General features: G+C 41.4%; 1 protein-coding gene. It reads right to left on the reverse strand.

The window, feature by feature from the left end:
* Positions 1-57: 57 nt before the first annotated feature.
* Positions 58-807 (reverse strand): transposase (locus C1G49_RS10420; protein ID WP_153048238.1); only part of this gene is annotated, 750 nt, incomplete at its 5' end.

Below are 807 nucleotides of genomic sequence, written 5' to 3' on the forward strand. Positions count from 1 at the left end.
AACACCTTATGTTGAAAATTTTTGATAAGGTGTTACAATAATATTGCATAAACAATCTTACTGATTTTGGGTTAAAGTGTAATCGTAAAGTTTGTTATGCGTTATGAGGTAATACATTGTCCGAATGAGACGATGTATGGAGGCAATCGTGTGTGGCTTTGTAGAAGTCGTTTGCGATTGTCTTTTTCGTTTCTCATAAAAGTCGGCGATATGGCAAGGATTGGTGTGACTGGCTGAAGCGATATTGTGAATGCATTTGAACAGAATCTTTCTAGCGTAGGGATTGCCACACTTGGTAATGTGTTCCTTAGCGAGGAAGTTACCAGATTCATAGTGTCTCAGGTCAATACCGATAAAGGCATTGATTTGATTGGTAGACTGAAAACGGCGAATATCTCCCAGTTCACCAATAATACTTGTTGCAGTAGTCTCAGCTATTCCAGGAATAGAGAGCAGAATGTCATATTCAGGTAATGGCTGAGCTAGTTCCACCATTTGGTCTAGGACAGTTTGTCTCTGTTCAGAAAGCCGAAGCAATTCTTTTGCACAGTAACGCACCTCTTCTAGTATTGGAGAGGTTTTCTTGACGGCACAGTAAGATTGATTAGCTAGTGCTATCAGCTTTTCGGCTAAGTACGCCACACGCTTGTCCGAAATCCGTTTTGAGGTGGACTGACGAATGCTCTCTGAGAGTTCGTCCTTGCTTAACTCAAGCACGAAGTCCTTGCAAGGAAAAGCTATGACCAGGTTCCAGTATTGTTCGCCAGATGGTGTTGATAAGATAGTTTCCAATTCAGGAAAAGTGAC

The organism is Streptococcus suis, from assembly GCF_002960625.1.
Taxonomy (GTDB): Bacteria; Bacillota; Bacilli; order Lactobacillales; family Streptococcaceae; genus Streptococcus; species Streptococcus suis_T.